This is a genomic window from Cupriavidus taiwanensis, from assembly GCF_900250115.1.
Taxonomy (GTDB): Bacteria; Pseudomonadota; Gammaproteobacteria; order Burkholderiales; family Burkholderiaceae; genus Cupriavidus; species Cupriavidus taiwanensis_B.
In genome coordinates this window covers 1,264,055-1,288,664 of record NZ_LT984804.1, presented here as the reverse complement: position 1 = coordinate 1,288,664, position 24,610 = coordinate 1,264,055, and the positions used below count along the sequence as shown (strand labels likewise).

Annotated in this window: 20 protein-coding genes; 6 read left to right on the top strand and 14 right to left on the bottom strand. The window is 61.4% G+C overall.

Features of this window, described 5'->3' with window-relative positions:
* Positions 1 to 25: 25 nt before the first annotated feature.
* The 5 genes from CBM2586_RS22625 (at position 26) to CBM2586_RS22605 (ending at position 5,306) form a co-directional block, all read left to right on the top strand.
* Complete coding sequence (locus CBM2586_RS22625; protein ID WP_115664647.1) at positions 26 to 1,549, top strand: CoA-acylating methylmalonate-semialdehyde dehydrogenase; 1,524 nt, start codon at positions 26 to 28, stop codon at positions 1,547 to 1,549.
* 261 nt (positions 1,550 to 1,810) lie between these two features.
* The gene (gene mmsB, locus CBM2586_RS22620) at positions 1,811 to 2,716 is read left to right on the top strand and encodes a 3-hydroxyisobutyrate dehydrogenase (protein ID WP_115664650.1); all 906 of its coding nucleotides are present in this window, start codon (positions 1,811 to 1,813) and stop codon (positions 2,714 to 2,716) included.
* Complete coding sequence (locus CBM2586_RS22615) at positions 2,713 to 3,483, top strand: enoyl-CoA hydratase (protein ID WP_115689923.1); 771 nt, start codon at positions 2,713 to 2,715, stop codon at positions 3,481 to 3,483. The genes mmsB and CBM2586_RS22615 overlap by 4 nt, the downstream gene beginning before the upstream one ends.
* A 9-nt stretch (positions 3,484 to 3,492) precedes the next feature.
* Complete coding sequence (locus CBM2586_RS22610) at positions 3,493 to 4,626, top strand: enoyl-CoA hydratase/isomerase family protein (protein WP_115689921.1); 1,134 nt, start codon at positions 3,493 to 3,495, stop codon at positions 4,624 to 4,626.
* 14 nt (positions 4,627 to 4,640) lie between these two features.
* Positions 4,641 to 5,306, top strand: a complete 666-nt coding sequence (locus tag CBM2586_RS22605) for a Crp/Fnr family transcriptional regulator (protein ID WP_115664657.1) — start codon at positions 4,641 to 4,643, stop codon at positions 5,304 to 5,306.
* Between the two features lie 13 nt (positions 5,307 to 5,319).
* Here the strand turns inward: CBM2586_RS22605 and alaC are convergent, their stop codons facing one another.
* The 4 genes from alaC to CBM2586_RS22585 all read right to left on the bottom strand — a co-directional run bounded on the left by alaC (position 5,320) and on the right by CBM2586_RS22585 (position 8,682).
* Positions 5,320 to 6,552 (bottom strand): alanine transaminase, encoded by a 1,233-nt coding sequence (gene alaC / locus CBM2586_RS22600; RefSeq protein ID WP_115664659.1) that lies wholly within the window; start codon positions 6,550 to 6,552, stop codon positions 5,320 to 5,322.
* A 120-nt stretch (positions 6,553 to 6,672) separates the two neighbouring features.
* Positions 6,673 to 7,065: a hypothetical protein gene (locus tag CBM2586_RS22595; protein ID WP_115664662.1), complete on the bottom strand. Its 393-nt coding sequence runs from the start codon at positions 7,063 to 7,065 to the stop codon at positions 6,673 to 6,675.
* A 78-nt stretch (positions 7,066 to 7,143) separates the two neighbouring features.
* A complete protein-coding gene (locus CBM2586_RS22590) occupies positions 7,144 to 7,971 on the bottom strand; it encodes a siderophore-interacting protein (RefSeq protein ID WP_240988001.1) in 828 nt (275 codons plus the stop codon).
* A gap of 78 nt (positions 7,972 to 8,049) precedes the next feature.
* Complete coding sequence (locus tag CBM2586_RS22585; RefSeq protein ID WP_240988000.1) at positions 8,050 to 8,682, bottom strand: PadR family transcriptional regulator; 633 nt, start codon at positions 8,680 to 8,682, stop codon at positions 8,050 to 8,052.
* A 297-nt stretch (positions 8,683 to 8,979) separates the two neighbouring features.
* On the opposite strand from CBM2586_RS22585, the gene CBM2586_RS22580 reads away from it, so the two are divergent.
* The gene (locus CBM2586_RS22580; RefSeq protein WP_115689915.1) at positions 8,980 to 10,032 is read left to right on the top strand and encodes a hypothetical protein; all 1,053 of its coding nucleotides are present in this window, start codon (positions 8,980 to 8,982) and stop codon (positions 10,030 to 10,032) included.
* 24 nt (positions 10,033 to 10,056) lie between these two features.
* Here CBM2586_RS22580 and CBM2586_RS22575 read toward each other — a convergent pair whose 3' ends face one another.
* From CBM2586_RS22575 to CBM2586_RS22530, 10 genes are all read right to left on the bottom strand, one after another.
* On the bottom strand, positions 10,057 to 11,418 hold the full coding sequence (locus CBM2586_RS22575) for a cytochrome P450 (protein ID WP_115689913.1): 1,362 nt from the start codon (positions 11,416 to 11,418) through the stop codon (positions 10,057 to 10,059).
* Between the two features lie 18 nt (positions 11,419 to 11,436).
* On the bottom strand, positions 11,437 to 12,618 hold the full coding sequence (locus tag CBM2586_RS22570) for a hypothetical protein (protein WP_240987999.1): 1,182 nt from the start codon (positions 12,616 to 12,618) through the stop codon (positions 11,437 to 11,439).
* Positions 12,615 to 12,956: a hypothetical protein gene (locus CBM2586_RS22565; RefSeq protein ID WP_115689909.1), complete on the bottom strand. Its 342-nt coding sequence runs from the start codon at positions 12,954 to 12,956 to the stop codon at positions 12,615 to 12,617. The genes CBM2586_RS22570 and CBM2586_RS22565 overlap by 4 nt, the downstream gene beginning before the upstream one ends.
* Before the next feature lie 487 nt (positions 12,957 to 13,443).
* Complete coding sequence (locus CBM2586_RS22560) at positions 13,444 to 14,892, bottom strand: capsule biosynthesis protein (RefSeq protein WP_240987998.1); 1,449 nt, start codon at positions 14,890 to 14,892, stop codon at positions 13,444 to 13,446.
* Positions 14,893 to 14,976: 84 nt separating this feature from the next.
* Positions 14,977 to 17,073 (bottom strand): capsular polysaccharide biosynthesis protein, encoded by a 2,097-nt coding sequence (locus CBM2586_RS22555; RefSeq protein ID WP_240987997.1) that lies wholly within the window; start codon positions 17,071 to 17,073, stop codon positions 14,977 to 14,979.
* On the bottom strand, positions 17,042 to 18,004 hold the full coding sequence (locus CBM2586_RS22550; RefSeq protein WP_115689905.1) for a KpsF/GutQ family sugar-phosphate isomerase: 963 nt from the start codon (positions 18,002 to 18,004) through the stop codon (positions 17,042 to 17,044). The genes CBM2586_RS22555 and CBM2586_RS22550 overlap by 32 nt, the downstream gene beginning before the upstream one ends.
* A gap of 58 nt (positions 18,005 to 18,062) precedes the next feature.
* Positions 18,063 to 19,349 carry a 3-deoxy-manno-octulosonate cytidylyltransferase gene (kdsB, locus tag CBM2586_RS22545; RefSeq protein ID WP_115691426.1) on the bottom strand — a complete coding sequence of 429 codons (1,287 nt, stop codon included), beginning with the start codon at positions 19,347 to 19,349 and terminating at the stop codon, positions 18,063 to 18,065.
* Between the two features lie 16 nt (positions 19,350 to 19,365).
* Positions 19,366 to 20,208, bottom strand: coding sequence for a 3-deoxy-8-phosphooctulonate synthase (gene kdsA / locus CBM2586_RS22540; RefSeq protein ID WP_240987995.1), 843 nt, complete (start codon positions 20,206 to 20,208; stop codon positions 19,366 to 19,368).
* A 30-nt stretch (positions 20,209 to 20,238) separates the two neighbouring features.
* Entirely contained in the window at positions 20,239 to 23,595 is a 3,357-nt protein-coding gene (locus tag CBM2586_RS22535; protein WP_115689903.1) for an HAD-IA family hydrolase, read from the bottom strand.
* Positions 23,585 to 24,607, bottom strand: coding sequence for a hypothetical protein (locus tag CBM2586_RS22530; RefSeq protein ID WP_145987437.1), 1,023 nt, complete (start codon positions 24,605 to 24,607; stop codon positions 23,585 to 23,587). The genes CBM2586_RS22535 and CBM2586_RS22530 overlap by 11 nt, the downstream gene beginning before the upstream one ends.
* Positions 24,608 to 24,610 lie beyond the last annotated feature (3 nt).

Sequence of the window (24,610 nt, the reverse complement as noted above, 5' to 3'; positions counted from 1 at the left end):
AGAACAACACCCTCCGGAGACAACCATGACTGCCGTGCCCAACACCGCCACTGCCGTGCCGACCGTACCGCTGCTGATCAACGGCGAATGGGTGGACTCGTCCGCCACCGAATTCCGCAACGTAGTCAACCCGGCCACGCAGGAAGTGCTGGCCCGCGTGCCGCTGGCCACCGCCAGCGAAGTCGCCGCGGCCGTGGGCGCCGCGCACCGCGCCTTTGCCACGTGGCGTCATACCCCGATCGGCGCGCGGCTGCGCGTCATGCTGCGCTTCCAGGCGCTGATCCGCGAGCACAGCAAGCGCATCGCCGCAATCCTGACCGCCGAGCAAGGCAAGACCCTGGCCGATGCCGAAGGCGATATCTTCCGCGGGCTGGAGGTGGTCGAGCACGCCTGCTCGATCGGCACGCTGCAGCAAGGCGGCTTTGCCGAGAACGTGGCCGCCACCGTCGATACCTACACGCTGCAGCAGCCGATCGGCGTCTGCGCCGGCATCACCCCCTTCAACTTCCCGGCGATGATCCCGCTGTGGATGTTCCCGATGGCGATCGTATGCGGCAATACCTTCGTGCTCAAGCCGTCGGAGCAGGATCCGCTGTCGACCATGGAGCTGGTCAAGCTCGCGCTGGAAGCCGGCGTTCCGCCGGGCGTGCTGAACGTGGTGCACGGTGCCAAGGACGTGGTCGATGCGCTCTGCACCCACCCGGACATCAAGGCGGTATCGTTCGTCGGCTCCACCGCCGTCGGCACCCATGTCTACAACCTCGCCGGCGCGCACGGCAAGCGCGTGCAGTCGATGATGGGCGCCAAGAACCACGCGGTGGTGCTGCCCGACGCGCACAAGGAGCAGACCCTGAATGCGCTGGCGGGCGCGGGCTTCGGCGCGGCGGGCCAGCGCTGCATGGCCACCTCGGTGGTGGTGCTGGTGGGCGCGGCACGTGACTGGGTGCCCGACCTGGTGGCGCGCGCCAGGACGCTCAAGGTGGGCGCCGGCGCCGAGCCGGGCACCGATGTCGGCCCGGTGGTTTCGGTGGCGGCAAAGGAGCGCATCCTCGGCCTGATCGCCGCCGGCGAGCGTGAAGGCGCAACGCTGGTGCTGGACGGGCGCGGCGTGGAAGTCCCGGGATATCCGCAGGGCAACTTCATCGGCCCGACCATCTTCACCGACGTGAAGACCGACATGTCGATCTACACGGAAGAGATCTTCGGACCGGTGCTGGTGGTGATCGGCGTGGACACGCTGGACGACGCCGTCGCGCTGGTCAACCGCAACCCGTTCGGCAACGGCACCGGCGTGTTCACGCAAAGCGGCGCCGCGGCGCGCAAGTTCCAGAGCGAGATCGACGTCGGCCAGGTCGGCATCAACATCCCCATCCCGGTGCCGGTGCCCTACTTCAGCTTCACCGGCTCGCGCGGCTCCAAGCTGGGCGACCTGGGGCCGTATGGCAAGCAGGTGGTGCAGTTCTACACCCAGACCAAGACGGTGACGGCGCGCTGGTTTGATGATGCCACGGTGAATGACGGGGTGAATACGACGATCAGTTTGAAGTAAGCGACGCGCCGAAATCCCAATGCCGGACGCGAACCGCTTGTGTGCTCCCCTCTCCCGCTCGCGGGAGAGGGGTTGGGGGTGAGGGCCGGCGCCGGCAGTACCACAACCTCACCGCCAGCCACCGGGTTGTGGATGCCAACTGTCATTGAAGCGAAGCCATTGCCAATTGACACTCCCGCCCTCACCCCCGCCCCTCTCCCGCTCGCGGGAGAGGGGAGAAAACAAGCGGGATACTGACACCTGAAACGAAGGAGACACCCCATGCATATCGCCTTCATCGGCCTGGGCAACATGGGCGCGCCCATGGCGCGCAACCTGCTCAAGGCCGGTCACACGCTGACCGTATTCGACCTGAACGCCGCCGCGGTGGCATCGCTGTGCGCCGAGGGCGCGGGCAGCGCCGACTCGGCGCGCAAGGCAGTGGCCGAGGCCGATTTCGTCATCACCATGCTGCCGGCAGCCGCCCATGTGCGCAGCGCCTACCTCGGCGACGACGGCGTGCTGGCCGGAGTGCGGCCGGGCGTGCCGCTGGTCGACTCCAGCACCATCGACCCCGCCACCGTGCGTGAACTGGCCGCCGCGGCCGAGGCACGCGGCAATGCCCTGGCCGATGCGCCGGTCTCGGGCGGCACCGTCGGCGCGCAGGCCGGCACGCTGACCTTCATGGTCGGCGCCAGCGAGGCGCTGTTCGCGCAGGTGCGCCCGGTGCTGGCCGGCATGGGCCGCAACCTGGTCCATTGCGGCGGAACCGGCACCGGCCAGGTCGCCAAGATCTGCAACAACCTGATCCTGGGCATCTCGATGATCGGCGTATCCGAGGCGATGGCGCTGGGCGTCAGGCTCGGCATCGATGCCAAGGTGCTGGCCGGCATCGTCAATACCTCCACCGGCCGCTGCTGGGCTTCCGATACCTGCAACCCGTGGCCCGGCGTGATCGAGACCGCGCCGGCGGGCCGCGGCTACAGCGGCGGCTTTGGCGCCGAGCTGATGCTCAAGGACCTCGGCCTCGCTGCCGACGCCGCGCGCAGCGTGAAGCAGCCGCTGTTCCTCGGCGCGCTGGCGCAGCAGGTCTACCAGGCCGTGAGCCATGCCGGCGACGGCCATCTCGACTTCTCCGGCGTGATCCGCCAGTACCTGTCCGCCGCGGACAAGGAGCACCAGCAATGATCGAGTTCGCCCTGCACGGCCATGTCGCCACGCTGACGCTGAGCCGCCCGCCCGCCAACGCCTTCACCGCCGAAGGCCTGCAACAGCTGCGCGAGCTGGTGGCAAGGATCGACGCCAACCCTGAAGTCCGCGCCGTGGTCGTCACCGGAGCCGGCGAAAAGTTCTTCAGCGCCGGCGCCGACCTGAACGGCTTTGCCGACGGCGACCGCGCCCACGCGCGGGCGATGGCGCAGCAGTTCGGCAGCGCCTTCGAAGCGCTGCAGCAAGCGCGTCCGGTGGTCATCGCCGCGATCAACGGCTATGCCATGGGCGGCGGGCTGGAATGCGCGCTCGCCTGCGATATCCGCATCGCCGAGGAACAGGCGCAGATGGCGCTGCCCGAGGCCGCCGTGGGCCTGCTGCCGTGCGGCTGCGGCACGCAGACGCTGCCCTGGCTGGTGGGCGAAGGCTGGGCCAAGCGCATGATCCTGACCAACGAGCGCGTCGACGCGGCCACCGCGCTGCGCATCGGCCTGGTGGAAGACGTCGTGCCGCGCGGCCAGGCCCTTGCCACGGCGCTGGCGATGGCCGAACGCGCCGGCAAGGTCAGCCCGCGTGCCGCCGCGCACAGCAAGCGGCTGGTGCACCTGGCGCGCCAGGGCGTGCCGCGCCAGGCGGCGCTGGCGCTGGAGCGCGAGCGCTTTGTCGACCTGTTCGACGATGCCGACCAGCGCGAAGGCGTCCACGCCTTCCTCGAGAAACGCGCGCCGCAATGGCGCAACGCCTAGGAGCGCGCCATGCGCCTGACCGAAGAGACCAAGGCCGCCAACCTCGATGTGGCCGGGCCGGAGGTGCTGTTCCAGGTGGTCAACGGCGTCGGCATTGCCACGCTGAACCGGCCGCGCCAGCTCAATGCCCTGTCGTACCCGATGGTGGTCGCGCTGGGCGCGCAGATGGAAGCCTGGTCGCGCGACCATGCCATCCGCGCGGTGGTGCTGCGCGGCGCGGGTCCGAAGGCCTTCTGCGCCGGCGGCGATATCCGCGCGCTGACCGACAGCTACCGCGACGGCACGCCGCTGCACCGGCGCTTCTTTATCGACGAATACACGCTGGACTACCGCCTGCACCGCTATCCCAAGCCGCTGGTGGCGCTGATGGACGGCATCGTCATGGGCGGCGGCATGGGCCTGGCTCAGGGCGCGCACCTGCGCCTGGTCACCGAACGCTCGCGCGTGGCCATGCCCGAGACCGGCATCGGCCTGGTGCCCGATGTGGGGGCCAGCCACTTCCTGTCGAAGCTGCCGGTGCCGCTGGCGCTCTACCTGGGCCTGACCGGCGTGAGCATCGGCGCGGCCGATGCCTTGCTGTGCGGACTGGCCGATGCGGCGGTGGACAGCGCCACGCTGGCCGGGCTTGAGCCAACCCTGGCCGGCATCGACTGGGGCCCTGACACGCTCGCGGACCTGCGCCGCGCGCTGGTCCGCGAACAGGTTGTCAGCGCCGCCGAGGCGCCGCTGCTGCAAGTGCTGCCGGCGCTGCTGCAGCATTTCCCGGCCCACGCCACCCTGCCGGAGATCCTGGCCGGACTGGCTTGCCAGGACGATCCCGCCTGCACCGCATGGGCCACCCGCACCATCGACGTGCTGCGCACCCGCTCGCCGCTGTCCGCGTGCGCCACGCGCGAACTGCTGCTGCGCGGGCGCAGGATGGACCTGGCCGACTGCTTCCGCATGGAACTGGCGGTGGTGGTCAACACTTTCACGCAAGGCGATTTCGTCGAGGGTGTGCGCGCGCTGATCGTCGACAAGGACAACGCTCCGCGCTGGCGCGCCGCCAGCTATGACGCGGTGGACCCTGTCCAGGTCCAGGCGCTGTTCCGGCCGTGGTGGGCGCCGGGCGAGCAGCCGCTGCCCCTGGCCCTGCACCACTGAGCGGATGCGCTGCCGTGAGCCTCGACGCGCTGCTGGCGCGCAGCCCATGGGCCGCGGCACTGACGCCGGCGCAACGCGACCGCGTGCGCGCCGAACTGCGCGAGCGCGCGGTGCCGCAAGGCGCCTATGTGATCCGCAAGGGCGACCGGGCCGACAGCTGGCTGGGCGTCGCCGACGGGCTGGTCAAGGTGCATTGCGCCTCGCCCTCCGGCAAGCGCGCCACGCTCACCGGCGTGCCGGCCGGAGGCTGGCTCGGCGAAGGCTCGCTGCTCAAGCGCGAGGCGCTGCGCTATGACGTGGTGGCGCTGCGCGATTCCCGCATCGCCTGCATGCCCGGTGCCACCTTCCGCTGGCTGCAGGAGACCAGCCTGCCCTTCAACCGCTACCTGCTCGACCAGCTCAACGAACGGCTTGGACTGTTTATCGCCACCGTCGAGCATGAGCGGCTGCATGGCATCGAGGGCCGCGTGGCGCGGGCGCTGGCGACGCTATTCAATCCGGTGCTGTGCCCTGGCCTGGGTCCGGCGCTGCATCTGACGCAGGAGGAGGTCGGCCTGCTGGCGGGGATTTCGCGCCAGCGTGCCAATGCCGCGCTCAAGGTGCTGGAAAGCGAAGGCCTGCTGGCGGTCGAGCACGGCGCCGTGCACGTGCTCGACCTGGAGGCGCTGCGCCGCTACTGAATGCGGCGCACGTTCAGGCTTGTGCCGGCGATGACGACGGCTTCACCAGCCCGTCCGCCCGGAACATCGCCTTGATGCCGCGCACCGCCTGCCGGATGCGCGATTCATTCTCGATCAGCGCAAAGCGTACGTACTCGTCGCCATAGTCGCCGAAGCCGATGCCGGGAGACACCGAGACCCTGGCCTTGGCCAGCAATTGCTTCGAGAATTCCAGCGAGCCCAGCGCCCGGTACGGCTCGGGAATCCGCGCCCAGATATACATCGAGGCCTTGGGGATTTCCACCGGCCAGCCCGCTTCGGTCAGCCCGCGCGCCAGCACGTCGCGGCGCGACTGGTATTGCGCGGCGATCTCGCTCACGCATTGCTGGTCGCCTTCGAGCGCGGCAATGGCGGCAATCTGCAGCGGCGTGAAGGTGCCGTAGTCGTGATAGCTCTTGATGCGCGTCAGCGCCGCCACCAGGTCCGGATTGCCGACCATGAAGCCCACGCGCCACCCTGCCATGTTATAGCTCTTGGACAGCGTGAAGAACTCGACCGCAATGTCCTTGGCGCCCGGCACCTGCATGATCGACGGTGCCTTCCAGCCGTCGAAGACGATGTCGGCGTAGGCCAGGTCGTGCACCACGAAGATATCGTGCTTGCGCGCCAGCGCGATCACGCGCTCGAAGAAGTCCAGCTCCACGCATTGCGCGGTCGGGTTGGACGGGAACCCCAGCACGATCATCTTGGGCTTGGGATAGCTGCCGCGGATGGCGCGCTCCAGTTCGGCAAAGAAGTCGATGCCCGGCACCAGCGGCACCGAGCGGATATCGGCCCCGGCGATCACCGCGCCATAGATGTGGATCGGATAGCTGGGATCGGGCACCAGCACGGTGTCGCCACGATCGAGCGTGGCGAGCATCAGGTGCGCCAGGCCTTCCTTGGAGCCGATGGTGACGATGGCCTCGGTATCCGCATCGATGTCGACGTCATAGCGCTGGCGGTACCAGTGCGAGATCGCGCGCCGCAGCCGCGGAATGCCCTTGGATGCCGAATAGCCGTGCGTATCGGGCCGCTGCGCCGCCTCGGTGAGCTTGGCCACGATATGCGCCGGCGTGGCGCCATCGGGGTTGCCCATGCTCATGTCGATGATGTCCTCGCCACGGCGGCGGGCGGCCATCTTCAGCTCGGCGGTGATATTGAAAACGTACGGGGGAAGGCGATCGATGCGCGCGAAGCGGCGCTTGCCGGAGGAAGCGGCAGTCATGAAGAGTCCTTTACGTAAGCGCCCGGAACCGTCCGAGCGACGTCGGCAGCTTTTGTCTCGGCTGCCGGGGACTCATGTTAGCGGGGAAGCGGCCGTTGCACAACCGGCGTGCGCGGAGGCCTAAAGCCTGCCACCCGGAATACCTGTCGGCCGCTTCGCCGGCAGATGGCGCACGATGCAGTCCAGCGCGGGAGAATCGGAACGCCCGCCCAGCGCCGCGCTGACCGAATCGCGGTACTGCTGCGCAGAGATGCGCTGGTAGTACAGGCGCGAGGTCTGGTCCAGCCAGTAGACGTAGTCGTCGTCGCTGCGGCTGCCGCTGGTGCGCAGCCACTCGCTGATATTGTTGGTCCCCACCATCATGTTCGGGCACGCCGCCGGCAGCGAATCGAGATAGGCATTGAAGTCGGTGGCCTGGCGGCTGCGCACGGCGTCCGGCGCACAGGCTGCCAGCATGGCAACGGATGCCGCGGCAGCGGCGATGATGCGCAACGGCTTGGATGCAGGCAGCACGGCAGTCCTCCCGGCGGTGACCTTGCCTGCCATCTTATGGCAACGCCGCGCCCGAGTACACCGTGCCGCCGCGGCGCCTCAGTCATCGAGCGTCTGGTGCACCGCCGCGTCGCCGCGCTTCCAGTAGGCCGATGCGCGGATGCGCTTCTTGTCGATGCCACGCTCGCCGACCAGGTACTGGCGCACCGCCTTCATCGCGGCCGCTTCTCCCGCCGCCCAGACATAGCCTTCGCCCTGCGGCAGCGTGACCTGGCGCAGCGCCGCTTCCAGCAGGCTGCCCTCCGGCGCATCGCCGCGATGCAGCCAGTGCACCTCGACCTTGGCCCGGCTCGGCAACGCGATCTGCGCGGTCGCATCGCCCACTTCCATGACGACGACGGCGCGCGACTCCTCGCCCAGCTCTTCCAGCCGGCGCCCGATCGCCGGCAGCGCGGTATCGTCGCCGATCAGCAGGTGCCAGTCGAACGCCGTCGGCACCACGAACGAGCCGCGCGGCCCGCCCACGCCCAGGTACTGGCCCGGCCGCGCCTGCGCCGCCCACGTCGACGCGGGGCCATCGCCATGCAGCACGAATTCGAGGTCCAGTTCCTGCGCGGCAGCGTCGTAGCGGCGCGGCGTGTAGTCGCGCGCGGCCGGGCGCGGCTGCCCCTCGGGGAACACGATGCCGTCTGCCGTGACCTGCGGCAGCACCGGCTTGTCATCGCCGGCAGCCGGGAAAAATACCTTGACGTGATCGTCGAACGACGCCGAGACAAAATCCTGCAGATCCGCGCCGCCCAGCGTCACGCGCAACAGTTGCGGCGAGACCTGCGTGGTGCGCAGCACCTGCAGCAGGCGCATCTTCAGCGGATGCCGCACGCGCTCGACGGCCAGGTTGCGTGCGGGTTCAGTAGCGTTTTCAGTCATATCGGAATTCCTTGTAGGCGTGCCCTGCGCCTGCCGGGCACGATGGCTGAAGGCCGATGCCAGGGTCAGCGCCATGGTTCAGGCCTGCGGGCCCGCTTCGATCTCGGCCGCCGCACGCGCCAGGATCGCGGCAATGCGACGCTGCTCGTCGGCATTCGCTTCGCTGCGCATCACCAGCGCCTGCTTCAGCGCGGCACGCGCCTGCATCAGCTCCGGCAGCCAGCCGCCCTGCTCCGGCTCGGGCTGCTGCTCGCCACGCATTGCCCGGCGCATCCACTCCATCTTGCGCGCCACGTGGCGCAGCCGCGCCACCATCACGTCGACCCGCTCGCGATTGGCCGCCAGATGGGCCTTGCCGGTCTGCGACAACTGGTAGCGCTTCTTGTTGCCTTCGGTATCGACGGTGGCATAGCCGACTTCTTCCAGGTACGTCAGCGCGGGATAGACCACGCCCGGGCTGGGCTTGTAGAAGCCGTTGGTGCGCGTCTCGAGCGCCTTGATCAGCTCGTAGCCGTGGCTGGGCTTTTCGTCGAGGAGGCTCAGCAGCAGTAGCTGGAGGTCGTCGGCGCTGAACTTGCGGCCGCGGCGCCAGCCTTCGTTGTCGAAGCCGCCGGGGCCGTCGCCGCCGAAGCCGTCGTCGTCACGGTTGCCCCAGAAGCCGGTGCCACCTCGGACCATGGCGTGACGCATGAAGTGCGGAGCGAGTCGCATGAAAACGTTTCGAGCCTTGCCATGAGAGGCGTGGGGATGGCTTGGATGGTGATGTTGGTGGCGCATACGCCCTCCGATGCATCGCTAGATAGATCGTACGATATATATCGTACGATCTAAAGTCAACCCGGGATACGGCCGCATTCGTGCGCCAGATGCGTGCCTTACCGCACGAAGCCAGGTTGTTTATCCCCGCTCCACTTTCCAACATTCATTTAACGCCAAGCAGCGCGACAGACGCTGCGGTGCCCGCACAGAGATGCATTCAAGAACAACAAGTCCTACCGGGGAAACAACATGGTCGCCAACACGCAGCGCAGGCTCACTGCAATCTGTATCGGCGCCATGATGCTGGCGCCATGGGGAATGGCGCACGGTGCCATGGAGGATGCACTGCTGAGCGCGGAACCGGTGGTTCCATCAGCGCGGGGGTTCTTCGCGGAAGCGGCCTATGATGGAGGCGGCCATTACCAGGGCGGGCATTTCCGCACGGGCTACAAGTTATCGCCCGCGTGGTCGCTGGAGGCAGGATACTGGCGCCGGCACGTCACCTATGGCGACGATTCCGCCGGCATCGACAGCTGGCTGGCGTCCACCAGCTATGGCCTGGTCACGACGCCCGATGCAGGCCGGAAGCTGACCTTGCGCCTGTCCGCCTGGGGCAACTACACCGGCAACCTCAGCAAGAGCGGCTCCGCCTCATCCGGCAAGTTCAGCGATTTCACCATCGCGCACCCGAACGATACGCAAGTGCAGGCCGACGTGATCTACACAGGCCAGCCCTGGACCAACCACTTCCTGACAGGCTTCCTCAGCGCCGGCTACAGCTGGGTTCGCGCCGGCGATATCCAGGGCACGCTGAAACAGGGCTCATGCCTGTACAACGTCAGGGTCGGCTCCGACAACATGGCCCTCGGCACCCTGGCGGCGCCGTGCCGGGTCGGCCGTGCCACCATCTCCAGTGGCGGCTTCCGCATGAACGCCGGGCAGATCGGACTGGACGCGGGCGATGGCTTCAATGACGACGGCGCATTCATCGGCGCCGGCGGTTCGTGGCGGTGGCGCTATGGAGCGTGGAGCCTGGTGGCCGGCTACCACGCGCAGTACTTCTTCCGCGAGCTGGACGACCGCTATACCGCCTACGGCGCGCCCAAGTCGCAGTTCAACCAGACCATCGTGCTGCAGGCGTCGTACGCGATCAACCGCTACGTAGACGTATTCGTGCGTGGCCAGGGCGCGCAGAACAGCCTGATGGGATATGTGCCGATGCTCTACAACCCGGTCACGGCCAGCAAGCTGGACCGGTCGTTTGCATTGTTCTCGATCGGGTTGCGCATCAGCGGGTTCTAGTGGCAGGCGCTGGAGGCGCGCCGGTCAGCGGCGATGCAGGCGAACCCGGACGCCGTTGCCGGATCGGATCGTCACGCGCCCCACCACCTTCGGCACATGACCAGGGTCCGCTTCGACACGATAGCGGCGCACGATGCTGGCGAGGATCAGCACCGCTTCCTGCGTGGCGTAGGCAGCGCCGATGCACACCCGCGGCCCCTTGCTGAACGGGATATACGCGCACTTCGACGACTCCTTGCCGGCCTGCGTGTCGAAGCGGTCGGGATCGAACTCGTCCGGCCGCTCCCACAGCGTACGATGCCGATGCAGCAGCCAGGGCGAAATCAGGATCGGCGAGCCCTCCTTCACCGACTTGTCGCGGATGCACTGCGCCTGCGCGGCCTCGCGCACGAAGAACCCCACGGGAGGGTACAGGCGCAGCGTTTCGCGGAACACATTGCCCACGGTCGGCAGGCTCTTGATGTCGCTCAGTTCGAAATCCCGGTCTCCGACCGCGGCCTGGATCTCCGCCCGCATCTGCTCCTGCAGGTGCGGGCATTGCGACATCAGGTAAAGCGCCCACGTCAGCGCGCTCGCGGAAGTCTCGTGGCCGGCCAGGAACAGCATGCAGACCTGGTCCACCAGGTCTTCATAGGTGAAGCGGTCGCCGCTGACTGGGTCGACAGCGTCCATCATGGCAGCCAGGATGTCCTGCCTTGCGCTGCCCTGCCCGCTGTCGCGCTCCGCCATCCGTCGCGCGATGATCCCGGACAGGATGGTCCGGATTTTCTTCGCCGCGCGCTTGCTCGCCCAAGCCGAAAACACCGGCGGCAAACGGTAGATCATCAGGATCATCGCCCGTTGAGCGTGATGCTGGAAATCCAGGAAGGCGTCGTAGATCTCCTTCGCCGCGGACTCCTCCAGGTTTTCCGACAGAATGGTGCGAAAGATGATGTCCGCCGTCACGTAGGTCATCTCGCCGTCGACCTCGTACGAACGCCCGTCCGCCACCTCATCCAGGCGCCGGATCATGCCCGCGACCGAATCGGCCATCAGCGCGAACACCAGCCTGAGCCGCGCCTGCGCGAACGCCGGCTCCACCAGGCGGCGCTGCCGCTCCCACAGGTCACCGTTGGTGGTGAAGATACTGGTGCCTAGCAGCGGCTCCAGCATCCGGTGCATCAGCTTGTGCTTGGGGTACGCATGCGCATCGCCCAGGATCCGGCGCACCCAGTCGGCATCGTTCACCATGAAGATGTCCATGCCGGGCTGCGAGATCTTGCCCATCTTCATCGAATAGCTGCGCTCGAACAGCACATCGATCCACGAATTCCAGCCACGCAGGAAGCGCAACAGGAACGAACTCTTGCGCACATGCGGCTTGGGATATGGGGGCTGAAAATTCATGGGGGCGAACGGCGGATATCAGAAAGGCTGGACGCGGCGCGGGCCCGCCGTCAACCGGAAATAGTCGTACTCGTTAGGCAAGGCGCTTGCCATCAGGTACTGGAAGTGGAGGCGCTGCTTGCTGCGTTTGATTCGCAGAAACTCCTGCTGGCTGAACATGCGGAACGGGCGCACGACTTGCGCAACCGGACGCGCAACCTTGGCGCCTGCAATGCCGGAGATATCGAGCGGATTGGCCTGCGAGAAGCACAACGAATCGGCGCGCGCGTTCATGTCGAGCCACTGAAGGTCACGCGCATCGGCCAAGCGCTGCAGATCGCGGCGAAAGCCCTTGGCCGACGGTATCAGGCTCAGCAAGGGGATGCACTGGCCCAGCGTGACCAGCGTTACACGGCGCCGCTGAGCCGGCGTCAGTACCTGCGCCAGCCGCGCCGCCAGCGAAACCGCTACGATCGACCCGACACTATGGCCGACCACCAGTGCCTCATCGCATGGCGAGTTGTCCAGGTCTTGGCGGACCCAGTCTGCCAACGCATCGATGCGCGCAATGACGTCCTCCGGCTCCCGCTCGCCCCATCCCTGCACGAAGCGGTAGATTTGCAGCAGCCAGAACACCGCCAGCCGGTTCGCCAGCGCCATGCCGCCACCGAACAGCGCGGCGCCGGCGGCCATGCCACCGGCCCGCACCACCCAGGCACTGGCGCCCGCGGCCCCAAGCATTGCCTTGACACCCACGCCGCAGCCGACTGCCAGCATCAACAGCAAAAGCAGGTACATCAGTGGATATAGCGCACTGTAGAACGGTCCGCGGAACGACTTGCTGAGCCGGCCGAACGCCCCGCAGACGATGTAACGCCCGTAGCTGGCGAGCGAGGAGACAACCAGCCTGGCCAGGCTGGGCTCCCAATGCCGGCGCACCAGATCGTCCCAGTGCAGGAACTGGTAGTGCGTCGACACGGCGTGTCCGCCCCACTCTCCGTCCACGTTCCAGGCACTCACATGCTCCGCAAGCCTTGCCCGGGCGCTTACGGTCACCACCCCGCCATGATGAACCGCCTGCTTTGCCGATTCTTCGCGATACAGACGGTGGTAGTAGGCCGCACCGCGCGGATCGAAACCACTGACGTAATAGACCTTGCGGTGCTTCACCTGGCCCGCCACGACCTGCGCAGCCTCTTCCTGAACCATGGTGTCCATCATTGCGTCCGGTGATGCAGCTTCTTCTTCAGCACCAAGTCCACCACCGGCTGCTCTCGCTTGTTCGCACGGCGGCAATGGTCCTTCTGAAACTTGTCGGTGAACCAGATGATGAAGCGCGCCCACCAGCGGTGCTGCTCACGCCAGGCATGGGAGGAAACGGACTCCCAGGCATAGCCGTTGAGCAGCGTGGCGTTGACAAAGTGGTCCAGCGCACGAACGCCAGCGCGGCCACGTTCGGTATTGCCGAAAAAGCCGATGTAGACAATCAAAAGGTATCCGAGGACGGCCAACGGGACGATGAAGACCATCAGCAGGAAGCCGGCAATGCGTTCTCTCATGGCTGCGGGGGCGAGGTTAATGAGTGAGGGCGGGGGGGGGGGGCGCTAGAGGCAGGTCAGCCAACCTGCTGCGTCGAAAGGAAAGCAGGTGCGCTGGCAAGCCAGCGCCCGGTAGTATAACGAGAGACGGCCTCTATATCGGTGTGTCAGCCAGCGGCGCAATCACGCGAGACGGAGTTACGGTTTGCATTGTTGTAGTTTTGAAACACAGGGGTCGCTCCAACTCGCATGCGGCAGCGTCCGGTTCGGTGCAATCCTTAATTCCGGATAATTGAGCATATGCGGGTTTTCTCCTATTTGTACTAGGGTCCTATCGGCCGTTGAATAACCCATAGCCGGTGCCGGCTCCATAAAGGACTAGCATGGTGACGATCAGTCTTTTTTTGCTGTCTGTTGTTTTCTTGGCCATAGTCGTCATTGAATCCGCTGCCGAGGATTTTAACGATGAGCATATTTAAGCGAGACGCCGTCAGGGAGAGCAGACTACCTACCCGAGCAGTGCGGCCAGAATATTTACTGTGGCGGTGAAGTCCCACACTCTTCCGCTGTAGGCGTCTGCTGTGACCAGCCCAACAACAAAGAGCGAGCGGGCCAGCCGCCGCCGTTGCAACCTCCCGCGTTGCCGTTCCGGGACTTGCGCCAGCATGTCATCGGCATAAAACGACGAATTGATCTGCGAAACCCGGATCAGGTAATTCCGGAATCGCGTAAAGGTGTTCATGTCCACGGCGCCAGGATCGTTCCAGAAGGCATCCAGCGGCCCCTGGTACGTCAATCCTGGTTTGGCGTAGAAGCAGCGGCCAAGCGCAATCACCGGTACACGGTGGAACAAGGCTTGCAGCCCGGTGGTCGAGTTAACGGTCACCAGCCCCATGCAACGATGCAGCAGCGATGGCAGGTGCGCGTCGTGAATATAAAGAATGCGCCCGCTTGCGCCAAAACGTGCTGCGCATGCCTCAATGGTCGCAGAGTAGTCCGTATGCCCGCGATCCATCGGGTGATGCTTGAACACTAGTACGCTGTCGGCCGGCGCATGAGCGGCGAACGAAAAAATCGTCCACTCGATAAAATCCTCGATACGCCGCCATGGGCTATGCACGCGGATCTGGCTGTCATTGTAGACCTGCAGCGGCGCCAGGAAAAAATGGGGATGCTCGCTTGCCAGTAGCAGCTCGCGAAGATCTCGTTCCTGCCAGCGATAGACCTGCTTGCGGAATGCAGCCCGAATCCACCGGCCGAGTTCATGCAAGCCGATCTGTTTGTGATGCCGGTAATGCGGATAGCGGCGTGCGTTAGCCATACCGCCGGCAAAGTACCAGAACGATTGCAGCGCCATCTTCCGGAATGAGTGCCGGAACTTGCGGGGCCTGGCAGGCCCAGCCAACTTTGGGACGTCTCCCGTCGCCAACGGTGCGATCGGAGAATCGGCATTGACACCACCACGCTCCAGCGTGATGTAGTCCGGCCGCACATAGCCCTCCTCGAAGGCCCAGAATGCGATGCCCAGCGCTGCAGCCACACGAGCGGCAATCCGATGCTGACGCCGGCTGGTTCCGAACACGACGACCGCATCGATACGACGCCGCGCCAGCAGGTCCCGCAGGAACGACTCCCACAGCACCATCGGCTGCGTGAAGCGGACAACAGCGCCCGCCCGGTAGAAGAAATCGTCCCCACCGTTGAAATTGACTTTGGTGACCTGGCTACCTTTGGCAACAAGCAGGTCGCGGAGACGTGAGAAGAACGGTCCGTTCGGTCCTTGCAGTAGAAGGATGCGCCGATGCCTGGCAATCTGGCCGATGCTTGCCTGCTCGGTCCCGACCGGCGCTGCAACATCTTGTGAAGCCGTATCCCGGCTGACTCTCGTCAGATTCGGTATATCAACGCTTCCAGCTGTCTTCCTGAACGACAACATTTCCCGACCCTCACGCTGCACTTGTTTTCCGCCAATGCCTTCTTTGTTTCTTGCCCGTTGCCGCCCTATTGTTCTGGCGCAGCTACAGGCCGGTGCCGTCCGCCACTATCGCCCTGGGCCTGCCCGGCTCCGCCGTGACTTCTGCTCCGCCGCGTTTCGCCCACCCGCGGCCGCATCGCGCCAGCGGGTCCATGGCTTGAGCACGGGCTGCATCCAGCGTTGCAACAATCGCTCACCCGTCGTTGGCGCCTCATTGCGCCACGTCAACATGTGGTCAACCGCCTGCTCGGGAGTGGCAAAGCTGTCCCGCGCATTGCGCAAAACGTAGCGCGGATACAGGATCAGCGTTCCCGCTACGAGCATATCGAGCGAAAGCTGGCGGCACCGACGAGGTATTTCGCATCTGTCGTCGGTCAAGCCCCAGCCAGCGTAGAACGGCGCACCGTGCGTCGTGACGGGCTTGCCACGCAACAGGGCCTCGAAACCCGCCAAGGACGTCAGCACGTGCACGCTGTCGACAGCCGCAATCAAACGATCCATGGGGCAATCGGACACGACTTCGTCGCACAGCGCCGCAAGCTCCGTCTCGGCATCGCGGTCTCCACGCAAACCGGTCATGACATCCGGATGCGGCTTGTAGACGATGTAGGCATCTGGCGCTTCTGCTCGTACAGCCGCAAGCAGCGCGCGATTGGTGCGGATGCCGGGGGCTCCGAACCGGAGAGAAGCATCCGCTTCCACCTGACCTACGGCCAGGATGACTTTGCGGACCGCCGCCGGACGGCTCCAGGTTCCCGCACCAACGTTGTACTTTGTCAGGCCAGCATTGATGATCGATTGCCGGAGGCGGGCAGCGCGGGAGCGCGTCTCGGCATCGAATTCCGCACTTGCCAACAGCTGTTCCAGGTCGGACTCCCTGGTTGCGTCGTAGTAAATGCCGGTGCGGTCGAACACCCACGAGAGTGGCCGGATCAGCTGTGCGCCCAATCCGACAGAACGAAGGAAGCCATCCTCCACGGTAATCACGGAAAGGTCGGGGCGAGCTGACGTGTCGATCGCCCGGCCCCAACGCACAACGGTCGTGCCGTGGGGAACCGCGCCCAGGTTCCGATGAAAGACAATCTCGTTTCCTTGCAGGAAATCCCGCAAGATCGGGCGCTTCCAGCGCGAAAATCCGACCGCATGCAGTTGCTCAGGGAACTGCTGGCGCATCTGGCGTTGCAACGCCAGATAGTCGATCGCATCTTCCGCCTCGCAGCACTTGCCGGAATGTGGCAGGACATAGCGCGTGTACCGGACCAGCGCAGCAAATGCCAGTTGCTCCAGCGATACCGGATGACGCCTGGACGGCCCCGGCAGATCGTCGTTGGTCAGTCCCCAGCCAGCGTAGAACGGCATACCGAAGGTATGTACGGTCTTGCCGTGAAGGAGAGCTTCGAAGCCCACTTGCGATGTGACAACAAACACCACCCGCGCCTGCCGAATCAGCGGAACGACGTGTATGTCCTCCTGCAACCGCACCACGCGCGGATAATTGCCCGCGTCGAGAATGCTGCCAAGATAGCCCCGCTTGCGTCCGAGTGCGACCTCGGGGTGTTCCTTGACAACGATCTGGCAGTCCGGGTAATTCAACAGCGCAGACTCCAGCATGCGCCGGAAGCTGCTGCCACCAGCCATGCCAAACTGGACAGAGGCATCGTTGGCGGTCTGGTCGATAACCAGGACGTACGGCTCCGCCGGCAACTTTGCAGACGCTGGCGCATAGTTGTACTTGGAAATTCCGCCCGCACGCCAACGCTCGATCAGACGTTGCGCCCTTGCCCGCTCCATTTGCGTGACGGGCATGGAGACCATGGCCTCAAGCCGGGACGGCCCCGATGCATCGTAATAGATGCCAAGGTCATCCACAACCAGCGAGCAAGTCTGCGACGACGCCCCCGGATGCAGCGATCGCAGGAATCCATCCTCCAGGCACAGGAAGCGCTTGATGCCGCGCGAGCGAGCGAACGCTTGCGCCTTGCGTGCGGTCGGCCGCCGCCCCCAGGCAGCAATGCCTGTGAGCGGCGCACGTTCACCCCGCAGCGGATGCACCGCAATCACCGCTTCGCCAAGAAAGGCGGAGAGGTGTTCAATGCGGCGAATGCCGTGGGAAAGAATGCCGATGGCACCCTCAGACGGAAGGCTCATCGGTCCCCAGGTCATGAATCTGCAGGATGCCGACTACGCGCCCCGAATCATCCTTGACTACCAGTGCCCCAATCCGCGCTGCATGGATCCGCGCTTCCGCGTCGGCAAAGCGCTCATCGGGGGAAGCCAGCTTCGGGTCGGTCGACATGATTTGCCTGGCGCGGATCGCCTTGTAGTCGTAATCCGAATCGAACGCGCGGCGGACATCTCCGTCCGTGACGACGCCATGGAGCGTGTCGCCCTCCATCACCAATGCCATACCAAGACGGCTCCGGTTGATGACATGCACAACATCGCGGAAAGAAGCTTCCGGCTTGCAGATCGGCAGATTTTCCTTGTGCATCACGTCTGCGACCCGAGTCAGCAGCCTCCGGCCGAGACTTCCACCGGGGTGAAAACGCGCGAAATCCTCCGGCTGGAAATCGCGGTTCACGGAAAGCACCACCGCAAGGGCATCACCCATTACCAGCGTTGCAGTTGTCGAACTGGTGGGCGCCAGGTTGTTGTTGCACGCTTCCCGCTCGACCGAGATATCCAGCACAACATCACTATGCCTGGCCAACGTTGAATTGACCTTCCCGGTCATCGCGATCACCGGGTTCTGCTGATGCTTCAGGAACGGCAGAATACGGATCAGCTCTTCCGTTTCTCCGCTGTTGGAGATCATCAGCACCACATCGATGGGCTTGATCATGCCCAAGTCGCCGTGGAATGCTTCGCCCGGGTGCACGGAAAATGCCGGCGTCCCGGTCGATGCCATGGTGGCAGCGATCTTCTTTCCGATCAGGCCCGACTTGCCCATGCCGACGACAACCACCCGGCCGCGGGCACCCAGGATAGTGTCGATCGCCTTTTCAAAGGCTGCGTCGATACGGCTCGACATGCGATCCAGTGCCTGCATTTCCGCGGCAACGACATTGCGTGCCAATGTAATGACCCCAGTCATTTCTCTCATTCCCCGCTTGTTATTGTTGCTGTTCGTTCTACTTGTCAGTCGGGCTCGACTATTGCGCGACGCCAGACATCACCGTGGCAAAACCCTCAGCCGTACCAAAGACCTGCGCCTTCCCTTGCGCAAGCAGAATGGCATCAGCCAGTTCACGGAACGCACCCTCTCCACCACGGGTCGACAGCGCACCCGTCGCGCGCGCCTTCACATAGCTGGCCGAATCCGCGACGGCGTACGACAGACCGCATGCCGCAAAGGCGGGCAGGTCGATGCTGTCATCGCCGATACAAACGGTTTGCTCAGGCGTTGCGTCCGCTTGGGCCATCAGCGCGCGACAAGCAGCAAATTTGTCCCTGACACCAAACTGGAAAATCGTGACGCCAAGGTCGGCCACACGCTTACGCAGTGTTTCCGAGTCGCGGCCGGACAGGACTGCCACGCGCACGCCGTTCTCTTCCAGCAGACGGATACCGAGGCCGTCGCGCACATGGAAGCGCTTCAGGCACTCACCGGTGGCGTCGTAGTAGATGCCACCGTCGGTCAGAACGCCATCCACGTCGGTGATCACAAGACGAACATCGGCCAGCGACGGCGGCAACGCGGATTGCTCGCCCGCCATTAGCGCCCGCACGCGCGCAAGGCACTCCGGCGTATCCACGCCCGGGCCGGTAGGGGCAACCTCGAACGCACGAATACGCATGCCTGCTGCCAGCAATCGCAGTTGCTCGAGCTTCTCTGCCTGCTCGACCATGGGCTGGGGCAACTCCGCGTACGCCGCCAGCACCTCGCGGCGATATGCGTACACGCCAACGTGCTTGAGGTAGGTGGCCGCCTCCGCATCACGCGGGTACGGGATCGGTGACCGGCTGAAATACAGCGCATCGCCGTTCGAGGCCAGGACAACTTTCACCGAGTTCGGGTTGAGCGCCTCGTCTCCATCGATGCCGTGGCAGAGCGTACCGACTTGCACCGATGCGTCGTCTAGCATGCCCGCGGCCAGCCTGGCAATGTCCTCAGGCCGAACCAGCGGCTCATCGCCCTGCAGATTGATGTAGATATCCGCAGCCACGTGCGCCATCACTTCCGCGAGACGATCCGTGCCCGAGGGATGGTCAGGGGAGGTCATGACACACTGGCCGCCAAAGCCTTTCACCACCTCTGCCACACGTGCATCGTCGGTGGCTACCAAGACGGCGTGAACGCCCGACACCTGGCACGCACGTTCGTAGACGTGCTGAACCATAGGCTTGCCCAGAATATCCGCAAGCGGCTTTCCCGGCAGGCGCGTTGATCCATAGCGTGCCGGAATAACGATGGCGACTCGAACCTTTTCCCCGTTCAACACGAGATCAGCTCCATCAATCGATGTTCAACGGGGGCAGCGACTTCACAAGGTCGTCGATCGCCTTTACTTGCGCGAGAAACGGCTCCAACTTGTCGAGCGGCAAGGCGCTGGGCCCATCGCACCTGGCATTGGCCGGATCGGGGTGCGCTTCGAGGAACAGGCCGGCCAGGCCAACGGCCATACCCGAACGCGCCAGTTCCGCAACTTGCTGCCGGCGTCCACCCGACGCCGCGCCACCGGGATCGCGCTGTTGGAGGGCGTGGGTCACGTCGAAGATGATCGGCATATCGTTCGTGACTTTCTTCATCACGCCAAAGCCAAGCATGTCGACGACGAGGTTGTCGTAGCCAAAGCAGGTACCACGGTCGCACAGGATCAGCTGGTCGTTGCCGGCTTCCTTGAACTTCTCGACGATGTTTACGACCTGCGTGGGGCTCAGGAATTGCGGCTTCTTGATGTTGACCGGCTTGCCGGTCTTGGCAAGGGCGACAACGAGATCTGTTTGGCGGGCCAGGAAGGCGGGTAGTTGCAGTACGTCTGCAACTTCTGCAACTGGCTCGGCTTGCCATGGCTCGTGGACATCGGTGATTACGGGTACGCCGAACGTAGCCTTCACCGCTTCGAAGATCCTCATCCCCTCTTCGAGGCCTGGGCCGCGGTAGGAGTGAATGGAAGAACGGTTGGCTTTGTCGAAACTCGCTTTGAATACGTATGGAATGCCAAGCTTCTGGGTGACGCGAACGTACTCGGCACAAGCGCGCTGCGCCAGGTCTTGCGATTCCAGAACGTTGACTCCGCCAAATAATACGAACGGGGCATCGTTCCCTACGTTTATATTTCCGAAAATCATGTTCATTATTATCACTCAATTAATCAACGATATTTATTACGACATCACTTTTGAATATCGAGATCCCTTCCAAATCATTCGAAGCAGTTCGTGCCGCGAATCCAAATAAAATCTATTCTTATCGCGCAGGTACTTTCTCCTACGACGATCATCAACCATGATTCCTGCCGGAACAATAAAAAGGTCCATCGCTCGGACAGCGAGGTCACACCCAAGTTGTCGCATTCGGCCTGTATGAGCTGGAGTCTGCGCCTCCTTCCTTACGGGATCTTCAGCCTTATTCTGCGCCTTCAATATCTGAACCCCCTCTCTCCACAGCGCAATCGCACCCAGGTTATCCAATGGCGGGACAATATATCGCACATCTCTTCCCGAAAAATAATTTTCCAGGACAACTCCAGAAAAAATGCTCGCATCGCGCCAATCCGGCTTTTTAAATAAATTAAATAGCCGCTCGACGGATCCGATCGTCGCCAATTTGGAAATCCAATCGAATGACATCGGCAGAACTTTTGCCGCCTCATTACAAAAATCGATCGAATAGGCCACAACGCCCTTATGAAGATCGACAGCTAACCCCTTACGTTTTTGCTCGCCGTCAATTTTTAAGTAGACCGGCTCGAGTACATTTTCACTCGAACGATTGAAGCATACAAAACTATCATCCGAACTCAAAAATATTGTTTCGATCAAAAGTGCATATTTGATGTAATCTTCGCTTCTGTCGGATGGCGCCAGTCTATCGCGATAATACCCGAAGCCCTTATGCGAGCCCGGAACCATACCGAGAACATCATCGATTTTCGTGTATGTGCAGAAATAGTAGCCAATAGTGTTCTGCAGCCTAAGCAATTTTGCCAGACTGCTCTGCAAAGTCCCATTATGACCAATATCAACAAAGGCAACTCTGTCATCAGAGTCCACGGAAAGCCCATGCTCCTTACAATACGAAAGATAAGATTCCCTCTCACGCTGCGCATTTTCTAGCACGCCCTGCACAAAGAGAACCGATGCGAGAAACTCTCGTAGAGCTAACATGCCCTTACCGCTTTCAACCTCGAAATGTATAGGCAGTCCAATCTCCGCGAGCTTCGTAGCAGGCAAACCGAACCTTGACGATAGATGGGTGGCCAAATCCACTCGATGGCGAATTTTTGAAATCTCGCTCAGAAACACATCCACCTCATCGCGCACGTCTTGCTCTGATTGGAGTGAAGCAACGCGCAAGGCACGGCGTGAAGCCAAAAGGTAATGCGCCGGCGGCACCAGATCGGGGGCCATCTTCTTCAAGACGTTGTAGATTCGGTAAGCAATTTTCCCGTCACGCGCGAGGAAATAGATTTTAGATACCTTATCCACTCTCGCCCGATCGACAATCCAACTGACATATCCCAGCAGTACATCGCCGATTACGTTATAACCTAAATTGTATGCCTTGCCTTGCGAGTAGCCGGGGTTATTGGCAATAACCGGATACTTTGCGAGATTACGCTGAATAACCCCATTCCTCAAACTCGAACATTTACCATCCAGCTCCTTGAAACCAAGGATTGACGATTTGATCTGATCGAAGTTTGATTTCAACCATACTGCAGAAATACCAGCCTTTTTTGCACTATGATAATCGGACCGCAAGCTATCCCCTATATGGAGAATTCTCGCATCATTCTCTTTGAGCTTCACGGTAGCATACAACTTACCGCTCTCTTTTGTTTCATCGAAGTCCGAAGACACGTAAACGCAATCCACTGAAATCTTCAAGTTTTCGATTATTTCGCTAACGAATTGAAGATTAAAATACGTGTCGGATACAACGATCACTCGCTTGCCTTTTGATCGTGCAAATTTCACCAACTCAATACCAATGGTACGCGGGTGCAGCAGAGCACGTTCGACCTCAAGTTCCTTTTCATACAAGTCCGTCTTAGCTTCTACGGGAAGCAAAAGATTGCGACAAAGTATCTCGTATCTGTCTACGAGTGGAGTCTCTTCTTGAAATGCGCTGTACTGTTTTGCCGATTGCCTCGCCTTCACAAATGCGTCCGCATCGACGCCATACTTCGCGCAGGCATGCTCGCCGACAATTCGTAGAACATCTGAAGGTCGGCCGACACTCCGCTCCACCAATGTATCGAAAAGGTCGAAGGAGATTACATCGAATCCGTCAATCTGCTTTTTTATCCTATCCAGCGCAATGGAATTTGAATACAAACCCGATACGGGAAGACCTTCTTTTTTTGCTGCGGCTGGCTCTTTCTTTAGCGCGCCTGCATCGAGCTTCGAATATACGTATTGAGACCTATCAAAAACGTGATTGTTGTAATACAGAGAAAGCATATCCCTATAGGTATTCTCCCCTCGCAGAAAATCATACTGCGGCACATTCTTCCGTGTTTGGATAATACCAAGAAATAATTGCTCCCAAAAATCAGGTCTGTGGAGTTTATGATAAAGGGAAAAATAGCCACCATCACCTTCCAATTCGTTAACTGGAACTATTGGCCTATAAAAATACTCGGTTTGCTTCGAAAAATAGCTCGCCTCATAGACCAACGAAGAAGAGATCGCCGCAACCTTCTCTATCGCATCCACGCACAGTAGTTTGTAGCCCGGTTCGGACACAAGCGAGACATTTTTAAACTCCTTCAAAAATGCCAACTGGTCCTCGTCGCCGCCCTTAAGCAGCGGGTGTCTCGAAAAATAGACATGCCTATGGTTTTTTGTCAGCCCGGCAAATTCTTCCTTGAAATCTAAAACGTTGAGCATTTTGCCACGTTTGCACACAGCCTTATCTGTAAGCGTTTGCCCCACAAAAAGGCAAGAGCCATCAACGAGCTTATTCTCAAGGGATTTTTTAAACTTATTCCACCCCATGACGGATTGAATCCTTAGCTTATCAGCGTAAAGACCAAATACCCGAGTATCGAGCGATGATTTTTGCAGTCTTGAATTTATCTCGGGTGAATTTGATTTAAATGCAAAAAAGTTGTCATCCATGAACCTTATGGGATGCAACCAAATATCAACATATATCAAACCAGCACGAGCAATGATATTCCGCGTCTCTTCAGATATTTCGTAACCAACGATCAGACTACCCTCAAGATTGCTTTTCAAGTAATCTACGGACTCATCAGTAATGCTATTAGGGTCGAAATAAAAATGGGTTGAATCCACATTCAGCTCAATACCACTCCGACGAAAAAACTCCTTCCGAGCGACAGCACCCGATTCATTTTCACAAATGAATTCTCCGATGGAACAATCTAGCGCTGACGACAGAGCACGGGAGAGAAGTCGCATGAACCAGGAGTGATGGTATCGTTGCGTCTCAGGGCGGGTCATCAGAAAATCGCAACAAATAACGACCGCTTTGAAGTTATTAGAGTTCATGAAATAGTTTTGCCCGTGTGTTGTCAACGTACTGCTGCCCAAACTTATCGAGGAACTGAAATTTATATAGCTTTCTCAAATCATCCCCAGGCCTAACGCACTGAAAAAATCTATGCGCAGTCCTCAGGGAACTAGGTGCTGCAAAGAATGCGCGGGTTATCCACTCAGCACTCTCTTTTCCATCTTCGGTGCAGCGACTCAGCCAGTACAGGATATTGGGGTAGTAGCTGGTGCTGGGAGGAGTCCGTTCGACATATGCCAGCAGATCCTTTCGTAATAAAGCAGCCCCTGGAGAGCGCCAAGATTTATACGCTCTCCAAAGAACGCTGCAAGCACCTGGATGCATCGAAACGTCTCCAAAAGATAGTACTTTTGGATTAGGTGCCTTCGCAGACAAGAGCCCATCTAAAACCGAGTGCAATCCCTCAGTGAGATAAATAGCCTCCACGACCCCGTGCCCTTCGTTCGCTATCGTACGAATATTTCCAAAACCACGGTCGAGTTGAAGTCGTATTTGACGAAGATCCGGCTCACATTCCTCACCATAGAATATGGTCAGATTACGGAACGATTTCAGCTCCCCAAAATAGTCCTTTTTGGATTGAAATCGGCCGTGGAAATACTTTGAACTAAATGTATGTTCGCCAAACAACTCTATTTCTGGGCAGAAGGCGAATGCTCCCTCCAGTTCTACATTATGTAGCATACCTATGAGTCCGGCTGCCCCCATAGATGACCCTAACGCATATACTTTGCATTTTGGAAACTCGCTGCGAATAACGTCGCGGAGAGCAGCGGCGGCATCCTCCAACGTATCTCCCAATCCCGGAACCCCATCCAGATACCAACTATTATTTTCACAATTCAGGTAAATAACATTAACACCCCTTTCCTCGAGTTGGCGGCTAAAGCGAAACTTTCCAGGTGGTGTATTAATGGAACTAAACGCAACAACAAGACTATCTGAATCGCGCCGTGAAATTTTAAAATATGGCGTATTGTTAATTTTCATTGA

Excerpts from the sequence above, each read along its gene's own strand:
- CBM2586_RS22625 (WP_115664647.1), top strand. The coding sequence starts at position 26 with ATGACTGCCGTGCCCAACACCGCCACTGCCGTGCCGACCGTACCGCTG.
- mmsB (WP_115664650.1), top strand. The coding sequence starts at position 1,811 with ATGCATATCGCCTTCATCGGCCTGGGCAACATGGGCGCGCCCATGGCG.
- CBM2586_RS22615 (WP_115689923.1), top strand. The coding sequence starts at position 2,713 with ATGATCGAGTTCGCCCTGCACGGCCATGTCGCCACGCTGACGCTGAGC.
- CBM2586_RS22610 (WP_115689921.1), top strand. The coding sequence starts at position 3,493 with ATGCGCCTGACCGAAGAGACCAAGGCCGCCAACCTCGATGTGGCCGGG.
- alaC (WP_115664659.1), bottom strand. The coding sequence starts at position 6,552 with ATGACTGCCGCTTCCTCCGGCAAGCGCCGCTTCGCGCGCATCGATCGC.
- CBM2586_RS22590 (WP_240988001.1), bottom strand. The coding sequence starts at position 7,971 with ATGACTGAAAACGCTACTGAACCCGCACGCAACCTGGCCGTCGAGCGC.
- CBM2586_RS22585 (WP_240988000.1), bottom strand. The coding sequence starts at position 8,682 with ATGCGACTCGCTCCGCACTTCATGCGTCACGCCATGGTCCGAGGTGGC.
- CBM2586_RS22580 (WP_115689915.1), top strand. The coding sequence starts at position 8,980 with ATGGTCGCCAACACGCAGCGCAGGCTCACTGCAATCTGTATCGGCGCC.
- CBM2586_RS22575 (WP_115689913.1), bottom strand. The coding sequence starts at position 11,418 with ATGAATTTTCAGCCCCCATATCCCAAGCCGCATGTGCGCAAGAGTTCG.
- CBM2586_RS22570 (WP_240987999.1), bottom strand. The coding sequence starts at position 12,618 with ATGATGGACACCATGGTTCAGGAAGAGGCTGCGCAGGTCGTGGCGGGC.
- CBM2586_RS22565 (WP_115689909.1), bottom strand. The coding sequence starts at position 12,956 with ATGAGAGAACGCATTGCCGGCTTCCTGCTGATGGTCTTCATCGTCCCG.
- CBM2586_RS22555 (WP_240987997.1), bottom strand. The coding sequence starts at position 17,073 with ATGACCTGGGGACCGATGAGCCTTCCGTCTGAGGGTGCCATCGGCATT.
- CBM2586_RS22550 (WP_115689905.1), bottom strand. The coding sequence starts at position 18,004 with ATGACTGGGGTCATTACATTGGCACGCAATGTCGTTGCCGCGGAAATG.
- kdsA (WP_240987995.1), bottom strand. The coding sequence starts at position 20,208 with ATGAACATGATTTTCGGAAATATAAACGTAGGGAACGATGCCCCGTTC.
- CBM2586_RS22535 (WP_115689903.1), bottom strand. The coding sequence starts at position 23,595 with ATGAACTCTAATAACTTCAAAGCGGTCGTTATTTGTTGCGATTTTCTG.
- CBM2586_RS22530 (WP_145987437.1), bottom strand. The coding sequence starts at position 24,607 with ATGAAAATTAACAATACGCCATATTTTAAAATTTCACGGCGCGATTCA.